The sequence below is a fragment of the Phreatobacter aquiterrae genome (genome assembly GCF_053471285.1).
In genome coordinates, this window is record NZ_JBJPHW010000017.1 from 35,404 (window position 1) to 54,289 (window position 18,886).

The window sequence follows — 18,886 nt, forward strand, 5'->3', positions numbered from 1 at the left end:
TGGCTGTCAATGCGCTGGGGGCGCGGGAGCCATCACAGCCCCGCGAACCCCGTTCATTCCGCCGGCTGGCTGTGCGCCGTGCCTCCGGCGGGCGCCGTGGCCGGAACCGGTTCCGCCGCGCTGCCGCGGCGCGAGATCCAGCCCGACAGGCCGTCGAACATGAGATAGACGACCGGCGTGATGTAGAGCGTCAGGAGCTGGGACACGGCGAGGCCGCCCACCACGGCGACGCCCAGCGGCATGCGCAGCTCGGCGCCGGCGCCGTGGCCGATGGCGATCGGCACCGCGCCGAGGATGGCGCAGAGAGTCGTCATCATGATCGGCCGGAAGCGCAGGATCGCCGCCTCGACGATCGCCTCCTTCGCGGTGGCGCCGTGATTGCGCCGCTCGATGGCGAAGTCGACCATCATGATGGCGTTCTTCTTGACGATGCCGATCAGCATGACGAGGCCGATCATGGCGATCACCGACAGGTCGAAGCCGGTGAGCTGCAGCGTCAGTAGCGCGCCGATGCCCGCCGACGGCAGGCCCGACAGGATGGTCAGCGGGTGGATGAAGCTCTCGTAGAGGATGCCGAGGATGATGTAGATCACCAGCACCGCCGCGAAGAGCAGGAAGCCTTGGTTGGCCACTGCCTGCTGGAACACCTGCGCGGTGCCCTGGAAGCTGGTGAGGATCGTCGCCGGCAGGCCGATCTCGCGGGCTGCCGCCTCGATGCGCTCGACCGCCTGCGACAGCGCCACGCCCTGCGGCAGGTTGAAGGAGAGCGTCACCGCCGGGAGCTGGGCGAGATGGCCGACGCTGAGCGCCGTCGGCTCCTCGCGGATCGTCGCCACGGCGTCGAGCGGGATGACCGCGCCCGAGGACGAACGCACCGAGAGGCGGCGCAGCATGCTGGTCGTGTCGGAGAACCGGCGATCGGCCTCGAGGATCACCTGATAGGTGTCCTCCGGCGCATAGATCGTCGTCACCTGACGCGCGCCGAAGGCCGAATAGAGCGTCGAGCGCACCTGATCGGCGGTCACACCGAGCCGCGAGGCGGCATCGCGGTTGACATCGACAATGGTCGACCGGGCCCGCATCTGCAGGTCGGAATTGACGTCGAGAATGCCCGGAATCTGCCTGATCCGGGTCTCCAGCAGCGGCGCGAAGCGGCGCAGTTCATCGAGATCCGCAGACTGCAGCATGTACTGGTACTGCGAGCGGCTCTGAACCGTGCCGACCTGGATGGACTGGATCGGCGAGAAGAAGGCCTGGATGCCGGGCACCTCCGCCGTGGTCCGCCGAAGCCGCGCGATCACCTCGATGGCGCTGGCGGTGCGGGCGGGCTTGTCGCGCAGCGTGATGAACAGGAAGCCGGCGTTCTGGGTGGAGTTTCCGCCGCCGCCGCCGATATTGGCCATGACCGAGACGACGTCAGGGTCCTGCCGCACCACGTCGGCCAGCCGCCGCGAGCGCTCGACCATCGCCTCGAAGGACACGTCGTCCGGACCGAGCGTCGCGGCCCGGATCAGGCCGTTGTCCTCGTTGGGGAAGAAGCCCTTCGGGATGTCGCGGAACAGCACGAAGGTGAGGGCGAAGGTGCCGAGCGTGATGCCCAGCATGATCACCGGCATCGCGACGACCTTGCGCACCGACCAGCCGTAGCCCCGGGTCATCGCCGAGAAGAAGGCCTCGAACCAGCGCAGCGGGAAGATCGGCCGGTGGTTGTGGTCGATCGGCTTCAGCATGCGCGAGCAGAGCATCGGCGTCAGCGTCAGCGAGACGATGCCGGAGATCAGGATGGCGGTGGAGATGACGACGCCGAACTGGGCGAACATGCGGCCGACGACGCCGCCCATGAACAGCACGGGAATGAACACCGCCACCAGCGAGATGGTCATCGAGATGATGGTGAAGCCCACCTCGCGCGAGCCGACCAGTGCCGCCTGGAAGGGATCCATGCCCTCCTCGATGTGGCGCATGATGTTCTCGAGCATGACGATGGCGTCGTCGACGACGAAGCCCACCGCCAGCGTCAGCGCCAGCAGCGAGATGTTGTCGATGGAATAGCCGAGGACGTGCATCACGGCGAAGGTGCCGATGATCGAGATCGGCAGCGCCGCCGCGGGAATGAGGGTCGCCCGCCAGCTTTTCAGGAAGAACCAGATCACCATGATCACGAGGAGGCCTGCGAGCCCGAGCGTGAACTCCACGTCGGCGATCGATTCGCGGATCGGCTTCGACCGGTCCATCATGATCGAGATGTTGTAGGCGGCCGGCGCCTCGCGCTGGATGAGCGGCAGCATGGCCCTGACACGGTCGACGACATCGACGGTGTTCGCGTCGGGCTGGCGCTGCACGCCGAGCACGATGGCGCGCTTGCCGTCCAGCCAGGCGGCGACACGGTCGTTCTCGACGCCGTCGACCGGGCTGGCGACGTCCGACACGCGGACCGGCGCGCCGTTCTGCCAGGCGACGATCACATTGGCGTAGTCCGATGCGCGGGTGATCGGTCCGGTGGCATCGAGGATGGCGGAACGGCCGCCCTCGTTGACCGACCCGACCGGGCGGTTGGAGTTGGCGGACGCCAGCGCATTCTGCAGATCGGCCAGCGTCAGGCCGCGGGCAGCGAGTTGCTCAAGGTCGGCCTTCACCCGCACGGCATATTTCTGCGAGCCCCAGACCTGGACCTGGGCGATGCCCGGCAGGGTAGAGATGCGCGGCAGGATGGAGGAATTGGCGAAGCGGTCGATGTCCGACAGGCGCGCCGTGTCAGATGAGATGGTGATGAACAGGATGGCGAAGTCAGCCGGGTTCACCTTCCTGAAGCTCGGCGGCGTCGTCAGGTCCGGGGGCAGGCGGCGCATGGCGGCGGAGATCTGCGACTGCACGTCCAGCGCCGCGCCGTCGATGGAGCGGTTGAGGTCGAACTGCAGCACGATCGACGTGTTGCCATAGGTCGAGGTCGACGACATCGTCGTCACGCCGGCGATGGTGGAGAACTGCTTCTCCAGCACCAGCGCGACCGAGGAGGCCATGGTCTCCGGGCTTGCGCCGGGAAGCTGGGCGCTGACCTGGATGGTCGGGAAATCGACGCGCGGCACGGCCGCCACCGGCAACTGGCGATAGCCGAACATGCCGGCTGCGAGGAAGGAGACCATCAGGAGGATGGTCATCACCGGTCGGCGGATGCAGAGTTCGGACAGCATCGCTCTCTCCTCAGCCCTGCGGCGCGAGCGGTGCGGGACCCGACGTGGTCGCCGCAGGCGGTCTGGCAATGACGTTGGACCCGGCGACCAGGCGCAACTGGCCGGACGTGATCACATCCTCGCCGCCGCTCAGGCCCTTCTCGATCACGGCGAGATCGCCGATGGTCCGCGAAACCGTGACCGCGGCGACAGCCGCCTTGCCGTCCCGGACCACGAACACGAAGGGGCCGTTCTGTCCGGTCTGCAGCGCGACCGCGGGAACCACCACCGCGTCGGTCTGCGTGCCGAGCGTCACCTTGACCGGCACGAAGGACCCGGGCCAGAGCTGCTCCGATCCATTCTCCATCCGCGCCTTGGCGGTGACGGTGCCCGTGGTGAGATCGACCTGGTTCTCGATGAAGGCGATGGCGCCGGTGGACGTGCGCCCGCCGACGGTCGCCTCGACCACCACCTGGGCGGCGCCTGCGCCCAGCATGGCGCGCATTTCGTAGAAGGTCGCCTGCGGGATGGCGAAGGCGATGTGGATCGGGTCGATCTGGTTGATCGTCGTCATCGCAGCCGTATCGGCGTTGCGCACCGAGGTGCCGACCTTGGCCATGATCGAACCGATGCGGCCCGACAGCGGCGCCTTGATCTGGGTGTAGCTGAGCTGGGTCTGGATATTGTTGCGGTTCGCCTCGTCCGCCGCGAGCTGGGCCTCCACCGCCTTGACGTTGGTGATGGCGTTGTCGCGGGCGACCTCCGTGCCGACATTGCGGCGGTTGAGGTCGATGGCGCGATCACGATCGCGCACCGCCTGCTCAAGCTGCGCCCGGGTGCGCAGGATCTGCGCCTCGATCTGGGCGAGTTGCGCCTTCAGCACCCGGTCGTCGAGGCTGAACAGGAGGTCACCCTCCTTCACGGAGGCGCCCTCGGCGACATGGACGGCGACGACCTGGCTGTCGAGACGGGACTTGATCTGCAGTGCGGCGATGGGCTGAACCGTTCCCACCGCCTCGACGATGATCGGCACGGTGCGCTTTTCGGCACGCGCCATGGTCACGGAGACGGGCGGCGGGCCGGCGGGCCGGCGGGCCTGTCCCGGCTGCTGGGCGGCCTGCTGCGCCGGCTTGGCCGTTGTGACCAGCGACTGGACCTGCAGATAGGCCTTTTCGGCGAGGTCCGGCCGCCAGGTGGCGATGCCGCCGACGACGGCGAGCAGTCCGAAGACGATGATCACTCTGAGCATGAACGCCTGTCCCCGACCGCGGCCGCCGACCCACACCGGCGGATCGCGCATACAAGGTTTCCCAAAGGGCATCCTAGGGCGGCCCCGGGAAAGGACTATTCGGCCCGATGGTCTAGACCGCCTCCGTCAGCGCGCCACCCGTCCGACGATCGCGTCCACATCCGCCGCCCGCGGCAGCACGCCGAAGGAGCGGCCGCCCTCGCCGCCGAGGCGCGTCGCGATGAAGGCGTCGGCGACGGCCGGTGGCGCGCCGCGGACGAGCAGCGAGGCCTGCAGCACCAGCGCCATGCGCTCGGCGATGCGCCGGGCATCGGCCTCCGCCGGCACCCGCCTGATCTGCGCGGCAATGTCCTCCATGGCGGCGTCGAGCACGGCGTTCTCCCCGCGCGCCGCCATCACCTCGGCGGCGAAGGCGTCGCGCGCCAGCGGCTCGCGGCCGAGCGTCCTCAGGATGTCGAGGGCGATGACATTGCCCGAGCCCTCCCAGATGGCGTTGAGCGGCGATTCCCGGAACAGCCGCGGCAGAGGGCTCTCCTCCACATAGCCGGCGCCGCCATGGCACTCCATGCATTCATAGACGAAATTCGGGTTGCGCTTGGTCAGCCAGTATTTCGCTGCGGCGACGGCGAGGCGGGCGAAGGCCCTGTCCTCCTCGCTCGTTCCGGAAAAGGCGCGCGCCACCCGCATGGTCAGCGCCACTGCGGCCTCGTATTCGAGGGCGAGGTCCGCGACCACCGCCCGCATGGCCGGCTGGTCGATCAGGGTCTTCTGGAAAGCGCGCCGGTTGGCGACGTGATGATGCGCCTGCGCCAGCGCCATCCGCATGATGCCGATGGTGCCGGAGATCGTGTCGAGGCGGGTGTGGTGGACCATCTCGATGATGGTGGCGATGCCGCGCCCTTCTTCCCCGAGCAGCACCGCGTGGGTATCGTGATACTCGATCTCCGAGGACGCGTTGGACTTGTTGCCGAGCTTGTCCTTCAGCCGCATCACATGGAGGCTGTTGCGCTCGCCGTCCGGCCTGATGCGCGGCACGAGGAAGCAGGAAAGCCCCTTATCCGTCTGCGCCAGCGTCAGGAAGGCGTCGCACATCGGCGCCGAGCAGAACCACTTGTGGCCGACGAGCCGCCAGGCTTCTCCGTCACGATGGGCCCGCGTCGTGTTCGCCCTGACGTCGCTGCCGCCCTGCTTCTCGGTCATGGCCATGCCGACGGTGACGCCGCGCTTCTCCCCGATGGGCTTCAGCGGCGCGTCATAGCTTCCGCCGACGATCTTCGGCACCCACTGCGCCGCGACATCCGGCTGGTGGTGCAGCGCCGGCACCGCCGCATAGGTCATGGAGATCGGGCACATCGTACCCTGCTCGGCCTCCGAGAACAGCGCCATGAGCGCGGAGTGGGCCACGTGGCTGCCGGGCCTCTCCTCCGCCCAGGCGATGGAGTGGATGCGGTGGGCCATGGCGAGCTCCATCAGCCGGTGGTAGCTCGGATGGAACCTGACCTCGTCGATGCGCCGGCCGTAGCGGTCGAAGACCGTCAGTTCCGGCGGGTAGCGGTTCGCCTCCTCGCCCCAGGCCAGCACCTCTTCCGAGCCGACGGCCGCGCCGAGCGCAGTCAGCGGCGCCTCGACCCAGTCACCGCCCTCCTGCAGCGCCCAGTGGCGCAGGATCGGGTCGGAGGTGAAGAGGTTGAGTCCGGCGAAATCCGGCGGCTGGTTGAACACCTCGTGGGTGATGAGGCGCGTCGAGGGCGCGTGGCGGGGCATCTGTCTCTCCGCGTGCAGGGTCCTTGGGGTCGGGCGAGAGTGGCAGGCGCCGAAACGCCCGGCAATCCGGCCGAAGGGGCACCCTGCCCGCGATCCCGCCGCTCGACCCGGCCGCTCGACCCTTGGTTGCATCGCTGCCGGGGCCGTGATTGTCTGGGACGTTCGTTCTCCGGCATCGCAGCACGCCCCCATGCTGAACTGGTCCACCGACGCCCTGCCGCCGCACCAGCGGTTCGACCACTGGCGCGAGGAGCGCGGCCGGCAGCTCTTCGGCGTCACCATCGAGATGCCCCCCGAGCGCCGGCACCTGTTTCGCGGCCGCTTCTCGGCGCGTCAGGCGGGCGGCGCCACAATCGCCTCGCTCGGCGCCTCCGCCTACCGCGTTGGCCGCACCACGGCCGACATCGCGCGCCTGCCGCGCGATGCGCTGGTGATCGGGTTCCAGATCGCGGGACCAGGCTGGTGCGAGACACGAGCCGGCACCGGCTTCACACCTGAAGGGGGCATGGCGGTCGGCCACTCCGACAGCCCCTACGCTGCCACGCCCTCGACTGAAGCCGCCTTCCTCTGCCGTTTCATCACCGTGCCGACCGCGCTGATCGGTGAGCACGCCGGGCGCTCCCGAGGCCTGTCGCTCGGGACGGTCGAGGACAGGTGGCTTGCCGGCCTCATGGAGGCGATGGCCGATGCCCTGTTCGACGACCGACGCGACCTGGAGGAAGACGCTGCCGCCGAGGCCGTGCGCGACATGGCGCGGCTCGCCCTCATCGCCCGCGGCACGCTCAGCGGAGGGGCGCAGGACAGCCGCCGCGCCATGCGCACGGGCCTGCGTCACGCAGCCCTGCGGATCATGCGTCGCCAGTTCCATCGGCATGACCTGACGCCCGAGCAGGTGGCCCAGAGGCTCGGCGTCTCGGTGCGGCAGCTCCACCTCATCTTCGAGCCGACGGGCCGCAGCGTCCAGCAGACCCTCACGGCCATCCGGATCGAGGAGGCCTGTCGGCGGCTGGCGAGGGCGCCGGACGAAGCCATCGTCAACGTCGCCTTCGCCTGCGGATTCGACAGTCTCGCGACCTTCTACCGCGCCTTCCGGCGCGAGACCGGCGGCACGCCCGGCGATTTCCGCTGATCACCCCCCGATCCAGCCTGTTTCCCGCAAAACGTGCGCTCAGTGAGACGACGGGCCTCGCCTGCGCCTTCTAGTGTCTGCCCCAAAGGGGGGATAGGGCTCCCCGCGGGGGACGTGCATGACCAGCCTGACCTGGGGAACAAGGACCCGTCGCCTCCGGCACGGCATGGCGGCGCTGCTCGCCTCGACGGCACTGGCCGGCCTTCCCGCCTCGGTGAGCCGGGCCCAGGACGCCACCTGGTCGGCCAATCCCGTGTCCGTCGATTTCGAGAATGCGGCGAACTGGGTCGGCGGATCGGTGCCGACCGGCACGGCCACCTTCGGCGCCACGTCCGCAGCGTTCTTTTATGTCAACGACCCGAGAACGATGGCCGGCTGGACGTTCACCATCGACAGCCCCGGCTACGGGATTAATCTATTGTCAAGCCTGACATTTACCGGTGCGGGCATCAGCAATGCCGGGGGAGGTGTGGGGTTGAACGCCTTCGCGCTCGTGACCTTCAGGAACTCCAGCGCGACAGCCGGGACGAGTATCAACAGTTTCGGTGGCCTTGAATTTCTCGACAACAGCCAGGCCGGCGGGTCGATCAATAGCTATGCCACCCTGAATTTTCGCGATTCCAGCAGCGCCGGAGCGGCCAACATCGCGAACTACGCGACCGTCGACTTCCAAGGCAGCAGCAGCGCCGGCACAGGATCGATCACCAATGCGGGCTCAGGACGCTCCGCGACCTTCCGCGACAATACGACCGCCGGTAGCGCCCAAATCTTCAACTCTTCAGGTGGCAGCACGACCTTCGAGAACGGCAGCACGGCCGGCGTTGCCATGATCAACAACTCGTCCGGGAGCAAAACGACCTTCGGCGACGACAGCACCGCCGGCAGCGCCAGCATCACGAATTTCGGCGGCGGCAGCACCACGTTCAACGGCAGCAGCAGCGCCGCGACTGCGACGATTACCAGCCTCTTGTCGAGCGCGCTGATCTTCAACGATTCCAGCTCGGCCGGCGCCGCCAGCGTCATCAACGACTCCAGCAGCTCGGTCTCGTTCAACCAGTCCAGTTCCGCAGGCAGCGCCGCCATCACCAACTACGCGACCGGCTCGATCACGTTCAGCGATACGACCACTGCGGGCTCGGCGACCATCGCCAATGAGGGCTCGCTGCAGTTCGATGGCGCCAGCACCGCCGGCAGCGCCACGATCACCAATAACAGCGGGTCCTACACACTCTTCAACCACGCCAGCACTGCCGGCGGCGCCACCATCTTCAACAACCAGGGCGGACAGATTTTCTTCTACTCGTCGAGCACCGCGGGCAGTGCAACCATCACCAATGGCGGCACGGTGATCTTCAACCAGGACAGCGGAGCAGGCACGTCCACCATAACCAACAACAATGTCGGCACGATCCTCTTCAGCGGCGTCAGCACGGCAGGCTCAGCCAGCATCATCAACAACGGCTACATGTCGCTGGGCGCCTCCAGCACGGCCGGCAGCGCCACCATCACGAATGCGTCGGGAGGCAACCTCATCTTCGCCGACCTCGGATCGGCCGGCAGCGCCGTCATCGGCAATGCCCACGCGCTGTTCTTCACGGGCTCCAGCACGGCCGGCAATGCCACCATCGCCAACGCGAATGGTGCTCTCATCGGCTTCAACGAAACCAGCACGGCCGGCAACGCGACCATCACCAATGCCGGCGAGATCGATTTTGCCGAACAGGCCACGACCGGTCAGGCGATGATCACCAACACGGGCATCATCACGCTGCTGACCACGGACACGGCCGGCACGGCGACGGTGCTCGTCCAGGGTCCAGGCGGAGTGCTGCGCGGCTACGGTTCGGTCGGCAACACCACCGTCGAGGCTGGCGGAACCTTCATGCCGCTGGTGGGCACACTCAGGGTCAACGGCAATCTCAGCTTTTCGGCAGGCAGCTTCTATGTCGTCTGTTCCTGCGCACAGGCCGCCGTTACCGGCACCGCGACGCTCGGCGGCGCGACGCTGGTGGTGCCGCAGGCAACGTTCCAGGCGCAGAGCTATCAGATCCTGACGGCGGCCGGAGGCGTCGACGGAACCTTCTCGCTCACGTCGCCCCTGATCAGCGTCCTCTACGGCACGAACGACGTCACCGTCAGCATTGCGGCTTATACGGTGGGCGGTGCCCTCGGCGGGGCCGGCGGCACCAATGCGCGCAACGCCGGCGGGGCGCTGGATCGGGTCATCACCGCCTCCGCGGGGACGCCGCCGTCCAGCCTCAATCCTCTCCTTGGCCTTTATGGTGCGCCCCTCGCGCAGGCCATGAACGGCCTCTCCGGCGAGGCCGCCACAGGCGCCCAATCGACCGCCTTCACCGGCGCCTCGACCTTCCTCGGGATCATGCTCGACCCCATGGCCGGCGCCCGTGGCGCCACCGCCGCCGCTCCCGGCTCTTCGCTCATCGAAATGGCCGATACGGGTCAGACGCCCGCCGCCCGCGTCGCCGCCGGCTGGAGCGTCTGGACCAAGTCCTTCGGCCAGGCGGGACGCACAGCGTCCGATGCCGCATCGGGAGCCACGGGAACCGCATCCTCGCTCTATGGCGTCGCGGCCGGCGCCGACCGCCGCATCTCCGCCGACACGCTGGTCGGCTTCGCACTGGCCGGCGGCGGCACCTCCTTCGGGCTCGGCGGCCGCGGCGCCGGCACCGGTGACTTCGCACAACTCGGCCTCTACGGCTCCACCCGCCTCGGCGAGGGCTATGTCTCCGCGGCGCTCGCCTATGGCTGGAACCGGTTCGACGTTTCCCGCAGCGCCGGCCTCGGCCCGGTCGAGACCTATCGCTCCGCTCCCGTCTTCCACACCTTCGGCGGGCGCGTCGAGGCCGGCCGGCGCTTCGGCAGCCGCGCCCTCGCTGCCACGCCCTATGCGGCGCTCGAGGCCATCGGCGCCTCCACCGCCGGCTATCGCGAGACCTGGAGCGCGCCGGACACCGGCGCCTTCGCCCTCGCCTATGCCGCCCGCACCACGGCCACCGCGCGGGCCGAGGCCGGCGTCAGGCTCGATTCCATGCGCGCCGTCGCCCCCACCGCCGACCTCCTGACCTTCGCCCGCTTCGCCTATGCCTGGCAGGCCGGCACCCAGCGCAACGCCGAGGCGAGCTTCCAGCAACTCGCCAATTCCGGCTTCACGGTGTTCGGCGCCAGAGCCTCGACCCACACCATGCTCGCCTCCCTCGGAGCCGAACTCCGGCTCGCCTCCGGCGCCCGCGTCACCGCCTCCCTCGACGGCGAACTCGGCGACCGCCACCGTTCGCTCCGCGCCAACCTCGGCCTCAGGCAGAGCTGGTAGGTCGCAGGCCGGCGCCGGTCAGAGACCGAGCGCCGTCCTGTAGGAGGGGTGCAGCAGATCCCGGTCCTCCGGGTGCTTGCCGAACCATGCGGCGAAGAAGGGGCAGACGGGCATGACCTTCAGGTCGCGTTCGCGGGCAGCGGCGAGCCCCGCCGTGATCAGCGCCGAGCCGATGCCGCGCCCGCCGAGGGCCTGGGGCACCTCCGTGTGGGAGAACATGATCGCGCCCTTGATCAGCCGGTATTCGGCAAAGGCGAGATGACCGTCGATCCGGGCCTGGAACTGCTGGGCTTCGGGATTGTCGATGACGTCGATGGCGGCGGCGGACATGGGGGAACTCCTAGGGGGGTTGGAGGAAGCGAGTTTCGGGCGGGTGTGGCCGCGATGCAAGACGCAGAGGCACGGAGTGGCCTTGCGTGACTGCAAGTGGCGAAGGCACTCGGGCGCGGCGAGGCCCGCGATCGAGGTGGCCGGCGCATCTTGGAGGCCAGCACCTCGGGAATGCTCCACCCGCACCCTCGCCTTCTCGCTGCGCTCGCAGGAGAGGGGGACTATGACCGTCCGCCTCGTTCGGGGCGTCACACCAGGCCCGACGCATTGATCACCTCGTTCGTCTTTGCCGGGGGCCTGGCGCAACGCCCAAAATCCAGCCGCGACGCGGTAGTCCCCTCTCCTCGCGCAGCGAGGGGAGGGTGCGGGTGGGGCATCAATCGCAGGGGTGAAGGCGCAGCCCGGGAGACCAGGGGACCGAGCCGAAGGCGCAGTTTCCGAACCTGACGCAAATCATACCATGCAGCGTGACGCTGCAAACAACATTTCCTGCAAAGCCATGCCGCGGCTGGCTTTCACCCGAAACTTGTCCCCGCCTCTCAGCCGAGTTCCAGCACCACCTTCTGCAGGGCGTTGTCGTCGGGGTCGGGGCCGACCTTGAAGCCGAGTTCGCGGGCCAGCGCCAGCATCCGGACGTTCTCGGCGAGCACCTGACCGTAGATGCGCTTCGTACCCTGCAGGCGGCCGTAGTCGATGATGAGCTTCATCAGCGACAGGCCGAGGCCGCGGCCCTGCTGGTCGGAGCGCACGAAGATGGCGTACTCGGCGTTCTCGTTGTCGGGATCGGCGTGCAGGCGCACCGCGCCGAGGAGGTCGCCGCTGCTCGCCTCGATGGCGACGAGCACCATGGACCGCGCATAGTCGATCTGGGTGAGGCGGGCGATGAAGGCGTGGGTGAACTCCTTGATGGGGGCGAAGAAGCGCTGGCGGATGTCGTCGGGATCGACGCGCTCGAAGAAGGTGCGGAAGATCTGCTCGTCCTCCGGGCGCACCGGCCGGATCTTGCAGGCAAAGCCGCTCTCGGTGACGAGATCGCGTTCCCATTCCTTCGGGTAGGGGCGGATGGCGAAGCGCGGATGGCCGCCGCGCACCAGCCCCTTGGCCTTCGGCGCGCCGACCGCGATGCGGGCATCCAGCGCCACGATGCCGGAGGAATCCGCCAGCAGGGGGTTGATGTCGATCTCCGCCACCTGCGGCAGGTCGGCCGCGAGCTGCGACAGGCGTACGAGGATCTCGGCCACCATCGCGGTGTCGACGGGGGGCACGTCGCGATAGCCGGCCATCTGCCGCGAGATGCGGGTGCGACCGATCATGTCGCGGGCGATCCGCATGTCGAGGGGGGGAAGCGCCAGCGCGCGGTCCTTGATCAGTTCCACCGCCTTGCCGCCGCGGCCGAACAGCATGACCGAACCGAAGGTTGGATCATCGGCGAGGCCGACGATGAGTTCGATGGCGCCCGGCCGATGCACCATGGGCTGCACCATGACGCCCTCGATGCGCGCCTGCGGCATCTGCCGCGCCACCCGCTCCAGCATCTCCGCCACGGCGGCCTCGACCGCGTCGCGGGTCGCGAGACCAAGGCGCACGCCGCCGACATCCGACTTGTGGGTGATGTCGGGCGACAGGATCTTGATGGCGATGGCCTGGCCCGCCTTCAGGAAGGTCTCGGCAAAGGCGCCGGCCTCCTGCGGGGTGCGCGCCGCGCCGATCGGCACGGTCGGGATGCCGTAGGCGGTGAGGATGCGGTCGACGAGGATCGGATCGAGCCAGCGCTTCTTCTCGACGATGGCGGCGTCGAGGTCGGCGCGCAGCACGGCGAGGTCGGCCGGCGCGACGATCTCGGCGTTCTCCGGCGTCTCCATCAGGGCGTCCTGGCCACGCCGGTAGCGGACCATGTGCATGAAGCCGCGCACCGCCTCCGATTCCGTCGGATAGCTCGGCAGGCCCGCCCCGGCGAAGATCTCGGTCGCCTGTTCCTGGTCGCCAAGCCAGACGGTGAAGACCGGCTTCATCCGGCCGCCCCGCGTCTTGCGGCTGGTGACGACCTTCGCCACGGCCTCCGCCGCATCGCGGCTCGGCAGCAGCGCCGTCGGGCAGTTCATCACCAGCACCGCGTCGATGTTGCGGTCGTCGAGCGCCGCCTCCATCGCCGCCGCGTAGCGGGCCGAATCCGCGTCGCCGATGATGTCGATGGGGTTGCCGCCCGACCAGGTCGGCGGCATGGCGGCGTCGAGCTTTGCTGTCGTCTCCGGGCCGAGCTTCGCCAGCCGGCCGCCGTGGTCCATCAGCGCGTCGACGGCCAGCACGCCGAGCCCGCCGCCATTGGTCACCATCCCCAGCCGGTCGCCGACGAAGGAGGGGTAGCGCGACAGCGTCTCGGCGGCGGCGATGAGTTCATCGAGATCGTTGACGCGCACGAGTCCGGCGCGCGCGAAGGCGGCGGCATAGACGTCGTCCGCGCCCGCGAGCGCGCCCGTGTGGGACTTCGCCGCGCTCGCCGCCGCCGAACTGCGGCCGGATTTCAGCACGATGACCGGTTTCGAGCGCGCCGCCGCGCGCGCGGAAGCCATGAACTTGCGCACGTCCTTGATCGCCTCGATGTAAACCAGGATCGCGCGCGTGCGATAGTCGGCGGCGAAATAGTCGAGGCAGTCGCCGGTGTCGACGTCGAGCTGGTCGCCGAGCGTGACGACGCCGGAGAAGCCGATGTGGCGGACCTCGGCCCATTCCAGCAGCGCCGCCGCGATGGCGCCCGACTGCGAGATGAAGGCGAGCGAGCCGGGGCGCGTCTTGCGCGAGGAGAAGCTGGCATCGACCCCGCCATGCGGCGCGATGACGCCGAAGCAGTTCGGCCCGACGAGGCGGATCGCCTTCTCGCGCACGGCCCGCTCGAGCCGCCCGCTCGCCGCCTCGTAACCCTGCCGCTCCAGCGCCGAGATGACCACGGCCGCCGGCACGCCGAGGCGGGCGGCCTCGTCGACGAGCCCGGGAATGGTCGACCCCGGTGTGGCCAAGACCACCAGATCCGGAACGGCGGGCAGGTCGGAGAGTGAGGCAAAGGCGGTCAGGCCGGCAACGGTCGAGTGTTTTGGATTGATCGGCAGCAACTGGCCGGAAAACCCCGACCGCTTCATGTTGGCCATCAGCGCCTGCCCCATTGAATGCGGACGGTCGGTGGCGCCGACGATGGCGACGGAGCGCGGCGCGAAGAACCGGTCGAGGCGGTAGAGGGACATGGCAGGTCTCCGTCGAAATCAGGGGCAGAGGCCGAAATCGCACTGTAGGGGCAGGACGCAGGCGCAGGAAGGGTGACGCGCGCCATCTCGTCGCGATCACCCCGGACGCGCGACGATATGGATCAATGTTGCGATGCACAAATGACGCTAGACAAGCCGACGCGCTGCCGCCGGCCTCAGCCGCCGTGTTTCTCCAGGAAGGCCTCGACCGGCAGCGTCCGGAAGTCGGTCAGCGCGCCGCGCAGGCGCGCGTGGTCCCAGTCCCACCAGGCCAGCGTCAGCAGCCTCTCGCCGATCGCCTCGGGAAAGCGCCGCCTGATCACCCGCGCCGGATTGCCGCCGACCACCGTGTAGGGCGCGACATCCCTGGTGACGATGGCCCCGGCCGCAACGACCGCACCGGTGCCGACATGCTTCCCCGCCAGCACCACGCCGCCATGGCCGATCCACACATCGTGGCCGATGGTCACCGCCTGCGCGCGGCGCCAGTCGAAGAAGCCCGCCTCGTCCGACTCGCCCTCGAAGTAGCGGGAGGCGCGGTAGAGGAAGTGACTCTGGCTCGCCCGCTCCATCGGGTGGTCGCCCGGATTGATTCGCACATGGGAGGCGATGGAGCAGAACTTGCCGATGGTCGACATGTCGATCTGGCCGTCCTGCACGATGTAGGAATAGTCGCCCATCACCGTCTCGGAGATGACCGTGCGCGCTCCGACCTCGGTGTAGGCGCCGAAGCGGCTGTCGCGGACGACGGCGGTCGGATGGATCGAAGGCTCGAGGCCAAGTGTGCTCATAACGGCGGCATCCTTGAAGCGTAGGGGGACACCTCCTGCCGCTCGCCCGGGCAGATGACATTCACATGACAAAACGATGACAATTCGCAAGTATTCGCCGGTCCGTTCAACTGTCTCCTGAGCACTTGTCGCGTCACAAAACTGTAATTCGCCTGGCCTAGAGCGATCTCGTCGCGAGGGTTCCCGCCTTCGCGCATGTCGTTTCAGGACGGGAACCACTGCATGCTGACGATCGACGGGATCACGCGGCGGTTTGGCGCGAAGACGGCGGTCTCCGACGTGTCGCTGGAGGTCGAGCGCGGGGCCTTCGTCGGCATCATCGGCAGGTCGGGCGCCGGCAAGTCCACTTTGCTGCGCATGATCAATCGCCTGCAGGAGCCCTCCTCCGGCCGGATCATCTGCGAGGGACAGGATGTCACCGCGCTGTCGGGCGCGGCGCTGCGCGACTGGCGCCAGTCCTGCGCCATGATCTTCCAGCAGTTCAATCTTGTCGGCCGCCTCGACGTGCTGACCAACGTGCTGATGGGCCGCCTCAATCATGTCGGTCAGGCACGCTCCCTTCTCAAGCTGTGGAGCGCCGAGGACAAGGCCATCGCCCTCTCCGCACTTGAGCAGTTCGATATCGCGTCTCTCGCCGCCCAGCGTGCCGAGAGCCTGTCGGGAGGCCAGCAGCAGAGGGTGGCCATCGCCCGGGCTCTCGTGCAGGAGCCGCGCCTGATCCTCGCTGACGAGCCGATCGCCTCGCTGGATCCGCGCAACACCCGCATCGTCATGGACGCTCTGCAGCGGATCAACCGTCACTACGGCATCACCGTGATCTGCAACCTTCACTCGCTCGACCTCGCCAAGTCCTATTGCGACCGCCTGGTTGGTATGGCGCAGGGCCGCGTCGTCTTCGACGGCCCGCCCGCCGCGCTCACCGACGATGCCGCGCGCGTGCTCTACGGCATCGAGGCCGGCGACGTGATCGACAGCCATACGCCCCTTCCCCAACCCGCGCCGGTCCTTCCGGCAGCGGCCTTCGCCTGACGCATTCAGCCCCTTCCACCAAGGTCCCGGAGACCACACCCATGTTCGATCGCCGCCAGATCGCCGCCGGCCTTGTCGGCCTGCCCTTCGCCTCCATGGCTGCTTCTGCCCAGGGCTCCTGGCAGACGCGCTTCCCCGAGCTCGTCTTCGCCGTCGTCCCGGCCGAGAACGCCTCGGGCCTCACCGAGCGCATGGCGCCGTTCAACGCCTATCTGAGCAAGGAACTCGGCGTGAAGGTGACCCTGCGCATCGCCAATGACTATGCCGCGGTCATCGAGGGCCAGCGCGCCGGCCAGATCCATCTCGCCTACTACGGTCCCTCCTCCTATGTGCGCGCCCACACGGTCACCAATGGCGGCGTCGAGCCCTTCGTCACCACCATCAATTCCGACGGCTCGATCGGCTACTATTCGGTCCTCTACGTGAAGGCCAACAGCACCGCTGCCTCGATCCAGGACCTGAAGGGCAAGAACCTCTGCCTGGTCGATCCCAACTCGACCTCGGGCAACAACGTCCCCCGCTTCGCCATGAGCCGCATGGGCATCGCCAACCCCGACCAGCACTTCTCCCGCGTCGTCTATGCCGGGAGCCACGAGAACGCCATCACGGCCGTGGGCCAGGGTACCTGTGACGCCGCCTTCAACTGGTGGAATTCCGAGCAGGACTCCAACTTCTCCCGCATGGTCAACAAGGGCATGGTGCGGAACGAGGATTTCAAGATCATCTTCAAGTCCGACCTGATCGCCGGTTCGCCCTATGGCTGGCTGACCTCGCTGCCCGCTGACGCCAAGGCCGCTATCCTGAAGGCCTTCATCGAGGCTCCCCAGAGGGACAAGGTCGCCTTCGATCGCCTCTCCGACGGCAAGGATCGCGGCTTCCAGAAGGTGACACATCAGGACTACATCCCCGTCGTCGAACTGCAGAAGTTCGTCGACCAGATGCGTCGCGCCCGCTCCTGAGATCGTCCGGTCAGAGGCTCCCGCTCATGGCGGGAGCCTCTGACCCATCAGGCCGTCCATCGGGAGAGCCTCGCCATGATCACGCGCCGCATTGCCCTGGCTCTGCTCGCCTCGCTGACGGTCTCAGCCCCTGCCGTCGCGCAGACTGACGACTGGCGACGCACCCATTCCGAACTGGTCTTCTCCATCATCCCCTCCGAAAATTCCTCGGGCGTCCTCGACCGCTACTCCCCCTTCATGGCCTATCTCTCGCAGGCGCTCGGCGTGAAGGTCACGCTCAGGGTCGCCAGCGATTACGCCGCGGTGATCGAGAGCCTGCGCTCGGGCCAGGTGCATTTCGCGCATATGGGCCCCGCCGCCTACGCCCGCGCCGCGATCGTCACGCAGAACGGCGTCGAGCCGCTGGTGACCATGGCGAACTCGCAAGGCGCCATCGGCTACTATTCGGTCCTCTATGTGCGCGCTGGCGATCCCGCGCAGAGCCTCGCCGATCTCAAGGGACGCAATCTCTGCCTGGTCGATCCCAATTCGGCCTCCGGCAACAATGTTCCACGCTTCGCCATGAGCAAGCTCGGCATCGAGCCGGAAGCCCATTTCGGCAAGATCGTCTATTCCGGCAGCCACGAGAACGCCGTCATCGGGCTCGGACAGGGCACCTGTGACGCCGCCTTCAACTGGTGGAACACGGAACGGGAGTCGAACCTGCTGCGCATGGTCGCCAAGAACATGGCGCGCGCCGAGGACTACCGCATCATCTTCAAGTCCGACCTCATTCCCGGCTCGCCCATCACCATGATGCGGTCAGCTCCGGAAGCCCTGCGGAACGCCGTTCGTCAGGCCTTCGTCGAAGCGTCGACCCGCGATCGCGAGGCCTTCCTTCGCATCAGCGACGGCAACGCGACAGGCTACGTGCCGGTGAAGACGGAAGACTATCAGGTGATGATCGACCTCTCCCGCTTCATCGACCAGATGCGTCGGCGTCGGAGTTGAACTGAGGTCATGTCGACGGCTGTTCCCCGCCTTCCCGATCACCAGCTTGCCGCCCTCGGTGGCGCCTATGCCGAGGCCGTCTCCGCCAAGCGCCGGCAGATCATCGTCGGCCTTGTGCTGTTCGTCGGCGCCTTCATTGTCGCCGGCCTCGTCGCCGAGGTCAGGCCCGCGACCTTCTTCACCAATCTCTGGCGCTTCACCGACTATCTCGGCCGCATCTTCACGCTGGAGCAGGGTCCCGCCGCCGGCCGCTTCGTCCTGTTCGACGTCGTCGAGTGGATGTGGGGCTTCGACAAGTGGATCAAGCTCCTGTGGGAGACGCTGCTCATCGCCTATGTCGGCACGCTGACCGGCGCCATCGGCGGCTTCGTCTTCTGTTTCCTCTCGGCGCGTAACCTCGCCCCGAATTCGACGATCGGCTTTCTCGCCAAGCGCTGGCTGGAATTCTGCCGCACGGTTCCCGAGATCGTCTTCGCCCTGATCTTCGTCGTCGCCTTCGGCCTCGGCCCGGTGCCGGGTGTTCTGGCCATCGCCATCCACACCTTCGGGGCGCTCGGCAAGCAGTTCGCCGAGGTCGCCGAGAACATCGACATGAAGCCGGTCGACGGCCTGACCGCCACGGGCGCCACCTGGGCGCAGACGATGCGTTTCGCCGTGGTGCCGCAGGTACTCTCCAACTTCGCCAGCTACGCACTGCTGCGCTTCGAGGTGAACGTGCGCGGCGCCGCCGTCATGGGTTTCGTCGGCGCCGGCGGCATCGGACAGGACCTCGTCGAGGCCATCCGCAAGTTCTACTATTCCGACGTCTCGGCCATCCTCGTGCTGATCATCGCGACTGTGATGGTCATCGATCTCGCGACCGAGCGGCTGCGCCATCATCTCATCGGCATCGAGTCCCGCTCATGACC

Annotated in this window: 12 protein-coding genes; 6 read left to right on the forward strand and 6 right to left on the reverse strand. The window is 67.9% G+C overall.

Going from position 1 to position 18,886, the window contains the following annotated elements:
- Nucleotides 1–53 precede the first annotated feature (53 nt).
- The 3 genes from ACJ4V0_RS20090 to ACJ4V0_RS20100 all read right to left on the reverse strand — a co-directional run bounded on the left by ACJ4V0_RS20090 (nucleotide 54) and on the right by ACJ4V0_RS20100 (nucleotide 6,183).
- The gene (locus ACJ4V0_RS20090; RefSeq protein WP_448301392.1) at nucleotides 54–3,191 is read right to left on the reverse strand and encodes an efflux RND transporter permease subunit; all 3,138 of its coding nucleotides are present in this window, start codon (nucleotides 3,189–3,191) and stop codon (nucleotides 54–56) included.
- Between the two features lie 10 nt (nucleotides 3,192–3,201).
- The gene (locus ACJ4V0_RS20095) at nucleotides 3,202–4,419 is read right to left on the reverse strand and encodes an efflux RND transporter periplasmic adaptor subunit (RefSeq protein WP_448301393.1); all 1,218 of its coding nucleotides are present in this window, start codon (nucleotides 4,417–4,419) and stop codon (nucleotides 3,202–3,204) included.
- Between the two features lie 126 nt (nucleotides 4,420–4,545).
- Nucleotides 4,546–6,183 (reverse strand): acyl-CoA dehydrogenase family protein, encoded by a 1,638-nt coding sequence (locus ACJ4V0_RS20100; protein WP_448301394.1) that lies wholly within the window; start codon nucleotides 6,181–6,183, stop codon nucleotides 4,546–4,548.
- 190 nt (nucleotides 6,184–6,373) lie between these two features.
- Between ACJ4V0_RS20100 and ACJ4V0_RS20105 the strand changes: the two genes are divergently transcribed.
- Both ACJ4V0_RS20105 and ACJ4V0_RS20110 read left to right on the forward strand, forming a co-directional pair.
- Complete coding sequence (locus ACJ4V0_RS20105) at nucleotides 6,374–7,312, forward strand: helix-turn-helix transcriptional regulator (protein WP_448301395.1); 939 nt, start codon at nucleotides 6,374–6,376, stop codon at nucleotides 7,310–7,312.
- 118 nt (nucleotides 7,313–7,430) lie between these two features.
- A complete protein-coding gene (locus ACJ4V0_RS20110) occupies nucleotides 7,431–10,643 on the forward strand; it encodes an autotransporter outer membrane beta-barrel domain-containing protein (RefSeq protein ID WP_448301396.1) in 3,213 nt (1,070 codons plus the stop codon).
- A gap of 18 nt (nucleotides 10,644–10,661) precedes the next feature.
- Here ACJ4V0_RS20110 and ACJ4V0_RS20115 read toward each other — a convergent pair whose 3' ends face one another.
- The 3 genes from ACJ4V0_RS20115 to ACJ4V0_RS20125 all read right to left on the reverse strand — a co-directional run bounded on the left by ACJ4V0_RS20115 (nucleotide 10,662) and on the right by ACJ4V0_RS20125 (nucleotide 15,000).
- A complete protein-coding gene (locus ACJ4V0_RS20115; RefSeq protein ID WP_448301397.1) occupies nucleotides 10,662–10,973 on the reverse strand; it encodes a GNAT family N-acetyltransferase in 312 nt (103 codons plus the stop codon).
- Nucleotides 10,974–11,512: 539 nt separating this feature from the next.
- Nucleotides 11,513–14,209, reverse strand: a complete 2,697-nt coding sequence (locus tag ACJ4V0_RS20120) for a bifunctional acetate--CoA ligase family protein/GNAT family N-acetyltransferase (protein ID WP_448301398.1) — start codon at nucleotides 14,207–14,209, stop codon at nucleotides 11,513–11,515.
- Nucleotides 14,210–14,385: 176 nt separating this feature from the next.
- Nucleotides 14,386–15,000, reverse strand: a complete 615-nt coding sequence (locus ACJ4V0_RS20125; protein WP_448301399.1) for an LbetaH domain-containing protein — start codon at nucleotides 14,998–15,000, stop codon at nucleotides 14,386–14,388.
- Nucleotides 15,001–15,222: 222 nt separating this feature from the next.
- Between ACJ4V0_RS20125 and phnC the strand changes: the two genes are divergently transcribed.
- The 4 genes from phnC (at nucleotide 15,223) to phnE (ending at nucleotide 18,884) form a co-directional block, all read left to right on the forward strand.
- Entirely contained in the window at nucleotides 15,223–16,029 is an 807-nt protein-coding gene (gene phnC, locus ACJ4V0_RS20130) for a phosphonate ABC transporter ATP-binding protein (protein WP_448301400.1), read from the forward strand.
- Between the two features lie 41 nt (nucleotides 16,030–16,070).
- Nucleotides 16,071–16,988, forward strand: a complete 918-nt coding sequence (gene phnD / locus ACJ4V0_RS20135) for a phosphonate ABC transporter substrate-binding protein (RefSeq protein ID WP_448301401.1) — start codon at nucleotides 16,071–16,073, stop codon at nucleotides 16,986–16,988.
- A gap of 75 nt (nucleotides 16,989–17,063) precedes the next feature.
- Nucleotides 17,064–17,978 carry a phosphonate ABC transporter substrate-binding protein gene (phnD, locus tag ACJ4V0_RS20140; protein WP_448301402.1) on the forward strand — a complete coding sequence of 305 codons (915 nt, stop codon included), beginning with the start codon at nucleotides 17,064–17,066 and terminating at the stop codon, nucleotides 17,976–17,978.
- A gap of 9 nt (nucleotides 17,979–17,987) precedes the next feature.
- Nucleotides 17,988–18,884 carry a phosphonate ABC transporter, permease protein PhnE gene (phnE, locus tag ACJ4V0_RS20145; RefSeq protein ID WP_448301403.1) on the forward strand — a complete coding sequence of 299 codons (897 nt, stop codon included), beginning with the start codon at nucleotides 17,988–17,990 and terminating at the stop codon, nucleotides 18,882–18,884.
- Nucleotides 18,885–18,886 lie beyond the last annotated feature (2 nt).

What these genes read in the sequence shown, in the direction of transcription:
- phnD (WP_448301401.1), top strand. Translation starts at nt 16,071, where the DNA reads ATGTTCGATCGCCGCCAGATCGCCGCCGGCCTTGTCGGCCTGCCCTTC.
- ACJ4V0_RS20110 (WP_448301396.1), top strand. Translation starts at nt 7,431, where the DNA reads ATGACCAGCCTGACCTGGGGAACAAGGACCCGTCGCCTCCGGCACGGC.
- ACJ4V0_RS20095 (WP_448301393.1), bottom strand. Translation starts at nt 4,419, where the DNA reads ATGCTCAGAGTGATCATCGTCTTCGGACTGCTCGCCGTCGTCGGCGGC.
- phnC (WP_448301400.1), top strand. Translation starts at nt 15,223, where the DNA reads ATGCTGACGATCGACGGGATCACGCGGCGGTTTGGCGCGAAGACGGCG.
- ACJ4V0_RS20115 (WP_448301397.1), bottom strand. Translation starts at nt 10,973, where the DNA reads ATGTCCGCCGCCGCCATCGACGTCATCGACAATCCCGAAGCCCAGCAG.
- ACJ4V0_RS20125 (WP_448301399.1), bottom strand. Translation starts at nt 15,000, where the DNA reads ATGAGCACACTTGGCCTCGAGCCTTCGATCCATCCGACCGCCGTCGTC.
- ACJ4V0_RS20120 (WP_448301398.1), bottom strand. Translation starts at nt 14,209, where the DNA reads ATGTCCCTCTACCGCCTCGACCGGTTCTTCGCGCCGCGCTCCGTCGCC.
- ACJ4V0_RS20100 (WP_448301394.1), bottom strand. Translation starts at nt 6,183, where the DNA reads ATGCCCCGCCACGCGCCCTCGACGCGCCTCATCACCCACGAGGTGTTC.
- phnE (WP_448301403.1), top strand. Translation starts at nt 17,988, where the DNA reads ATGTCGACGGCTGTTCCCCGCCTTCCCGATCACCAGCTTGCCGCCCTC.
- ACJ4V0_RS20105 (WP_448301395.1), top strand. Translation starts at nt 6,374, where the DNA reads ATGCTGAACTGGTCCACCGACGCCCTGCCGCCGCACCAGCGGTTCGAC.
- ACJ4V0_RS20090 (WP_448301392.1), bottom strand. Translation starts at nt 3,191, where the DNA reads ATGCTGTCCGAACTCTGCATCCGCCGACCGGTGATGACCATCCTCCTG.
- phnD (WP_448301402.1), top strand. Translation starts at nt 17,064, where the DNA reads ATGATCACGCGCCGCATTGCCCTGGCTCTGCTCGCCTCGCTGACGGTC.